Source organism: Pseudomonas sp. GW456-L12 (assembly GCF_059424045.1).
In genome coordinates, this window is record NZ_JBWKZA010000067.1 from 1 (window position 1) to 3037 (window position 3037).

The 3037-nt window shown below is 53.0% G+C and carries 4 protein-coding genes and 3 tRNA genes; all 7 read left to right on the forward strand.

Features of this window, described 5'->3' with window-relative positions; all coding sequences use genetic code 11:
• Positions 1-200: 200 nt before the first annotated feature.
• Positions 201-1160, forward strand: a complete 960-nt coding sequence (gene birA / locus AC07Y9_RS32105) for a bifunctional biotin--[acetyl-CoA-carboxylase] ligase/biotin operon repressor BirA (RefSeq protein ID WP_102681220.1) — start codon at positions 201-203, stop codon at positions 1158-1160.
• A complete protein-coding gene (locus tag AC07Y9_RS32110; protein ID WP_102681221.1) occupies positions 1150-1899 on the forward strand; it encodes a pantothenate kinase in 750 nt (249 codons plus the stop codon). The genes birA and AC07Y9_RS32110 overlap by 11 nt, the downstream gene beginning before the upstream one ends.
• Before the next feature lie 7 nt (positions 1900-1906).
• Positions 1907-2344, forward strand: a complete 438-nt coding sequence (locus tag AC07Y9_RS32115) for a hypothetical protein (protein WP_102681222.1) — start codon at positions 1907-1909, stop codon at positions 2342-2344.
• 142 nt (positions 2345-2486) lie between these two features.
• Positions 2487-2571 (forward strand) — tRNA-Tyr (locus tag AC07Y9_RS32120).
• 24 nt (positions 2572-2595) lie between these two features.
• Positions 2596-2669 (forward strand) — tRNA-Gly (locus tag AC07Y9_RS32125).
• Positions 2670-2695: 26 nt separating this feature from the next.
• A tRNA-Thr gene (locus AC07Y9_RS32130) sits at positions 2696-2771 on the forward strand.
• Positions 2772-2855: 84 nt separating this feature from the next.
• On the forward strand, positions 2856-3037 hold a 182-nt coding region (locus AC07Y9_RS32135), incomplete at its 3' end, for a GTP-binding protein (RefSeq protein WP_239690444.1).

Sequence of the window (3037 nt, forward strand, 5' to 3'; positions counted from 1 at the left end):
GGTTTCCCCATGTGAGAGTAGGTCATCGTCAAGATTAAATTCCGAAACCCCAATTGCGAAAGCAGTTGGGGTTTTGTCTTTTGCGCGCGTAAACCTTTCAAATTGCAGCTGCTAGCTGCTTGATTGTGCCTGGTCACGCTTTCTATGCAACAGCCTTAGGCATGGCTATCATGCCTGCCTCATTGTGAGGCGAGATCTGCATGCTGACATTGTTGGAGCTTCTGAAGGATGGGCGGTTTCACTCGGGCCAGGCCCTTGGTGCCGCCTTGGGCGTTAGTCGCAGTGCCGTGTGGAAGCAGTTGCAGCAGTTGGAGGCTGAACTGGGGCTCTCTATCCATAAAGTTCGCGGCCGCGGTTATCAGTTGGCGGCCCCGCTGACGCTTCTGAATCCGGTTGATATTTACGAGCAATCAAAGGATTGCCCTTGGGTTGTACTGGTTTTCGATTCTATCGACTCTACAAACGCCGAAGCTCTGAGGGCTGTCGAGCGTGGCGTGCCTGCGCCGTTCCTGGTGCTCGCTGAGCGTCAAACGGCGGGGCGTGGTCGGAGAGGACGAAAATGGGCTAGTCCTTTTGCAGAAAATGTTTATTACAGCCTCGTACTGCGTATCGATGGTGGAATGCGTCAGCTTGAAGGGCTCAGCTTGGTAGTCGGGCTGGCGGTCATGCAAACCTTGCGCGAGTTTGGAATTGCTGGTGCGGGCCTGAAGTGGCCAAACGATGTTTTGGTTGGACGCAAAAAAATCGCCGGAATCCTGTTGGAGTTGGTTGGGGATCCTGCTGATGTCTGTCATGTAGTTCTGGGTGTAGGTATCAACGTCAGCATGCAGAAAACCGACGAAATTGATCAGCAGTGGACGTCTGTACGGCTTGAGTCCGGCAAGCAGGTTGATCGTAACCAGTTGGTTGCTCGGCTGAGCATGATGCTGAAGGCTTACCTGGAGCGCCACCAGGCCCAGGGCTTTTCCTCTATTCAAGAGGAGTGGGAGCAGAATCACTTGTGGCAAGGTAGTGCGGTGTCTCTGATTGCTGGGATCAATAAAATAGACGGTGTTGTTATGGGCATCGATCAGCAGGGCGCATTGCGATTGAGGGTGGATGGGGTTGAGAAGGTCTACAGCGGTGGTGAGCTCAGCTTGAGGTTACGCAATGATTCTTGAGCTTGATTGCGGAAACAGCTTCATTAAATGGCGCGTTCTGGATAATGCTGCGCTTGGGGTATTTGCTGAGGGTGTGGTTGATTCCGATGATGCTTTGGTCGGGCATCTGCGTACACTAAACGGCTTGGTTTTGACCCGCTGCCGCTTGGTCAGCGTGCGCACGGCCGAGGAGACGAGCAAGCTTACTTCCATGTTGGTACAGGCTTTTGGCGTGGCGGTGATCTGTGCTGCGCCTGCGAAAGAAATGGCCGGCGTACGAAATGGTTATGAGGAGTTTGAGCGACTTGGCCTGGATCGCTGGCTTGCCATGCTGGGAGGCTTTCGCCTTGCGGCTGGTGCCTGCCTGGTGCTCGATTTCGGGACGGCGGTTACTGCGGATTTCATTGCTGCGGATGGCGAGCACCTGGGGGGGTTTATCTGCCCAGGGATGCCATTGATGCGTAATCAGCTGAGAACTCACACTCGTCGAATTCGGTACGATGATTTGTCTGCCGAACGCGCGCTGGTGAACCTTTTACCGGGTCGTACGACGGTTGAGGCGGTAGAGCGCGGCTGCTCATTGATGTTGAGGGGGTTCGTTCTAACTCAGTTGGAGTTGGCGCGTGGTTACTGGGGGGATGATTTCGTAGTATTTCTCACCGGTGGTGATGCTGATCTGGTTTCTGGGGTTGTGCCGCAAGGGCGAGTGGTTCCGGATCTGGTTTTTGTCGGATTGGCTATGGCATGCCCATTGTCCTGAGGTTTTTATGCGCTGGTTGTTCCTGCTGCTCCTGGTTCTCAATGTGTTCTATTACGTCTGGCATCAGCAGGAAGCGCCTTTACGTGCCAAGGAGATAACGCCTCTGACGCTTTATAAAGGGTCCCAGCAGGATATCCGCTTGTTGAGTGAGTCATCTGACGCTCTCTCTAGGCGTGACAAGGGTGGGGCTCAAGCCGATTGCCTCTATATAGGTAGTTTTGCTCGTCGTGATCAGGCTCAAATGCTTGAGCAGCGTCTGTCGGCATTGGGGGTGGAGGTCCGGTTGAAGTCCTTGGGGTTGCCTGATGCTTCTGGTTACTGGTTGCGGGTGGCTCCTGAAAGCAAGCATTTGCTGGATGATTCGCTGCTGCAGAATCTTGCTAAAGAATTCAATGAGTTAAAACATAAAATAATGTCATGCGAAGGCATTGCAACTGCCGAATAGTTTGCATAGAATGGCGCCCGCTCCGCAGTGAAGACCTCTAGAGGTAGACGCAGCGAAGCGAGGTCAACGCAGCTAACCTCAGGTTTTTAATGAGAAAATGCTTGACAGAAGGGTGGCATGGTGTAGAATGCTGCCTCGCTTAGGAGGGGTTCCCGAGCGGCCAAAGGGATCAGACTGTAAATCTGACGTCTACGACTTCGAAGGTTCGAATCCTTCCCCCTCCACCAGATTTAGCGTGAGCTGCAGGCTCCGCGGGTATAGTTTAGTGGTAGAACCTCAGCCTTCCAAGCTGATGATGCGGGTTCGATTCCCGCTACCCGCTCCAAGTTTGCAGGTTGTGCAAAGTGTTTCGCTCTTGTAGCTCAGTTGGTAGAGCACACCCTTGGTAAGGGTGAGGTCAGCGGTTCAAATCCGCTCAAGAGCTCCATATAACAAGGCAGATATGAAAATATCTGCCTTTGTTTTAATGGCTTGTGTGACTTGCTCAATTCTTCTCCTAGGGGTGATTTCGATGGCTAAGGAAAAGTTCGAACGTAATAAGCCGCACGTCAACGTTGGTACCATTGGTCACGTTGACCACGGTAAAACCACTCTGACTGCTGCTCTGACTCGCGTCTGCTCCGAGGTTTTCGGTTCGGCTCGTGTTGACTTCGACAAGATCGACAGCGCCCCGGAAGAAAAGGCTCGTGGTAT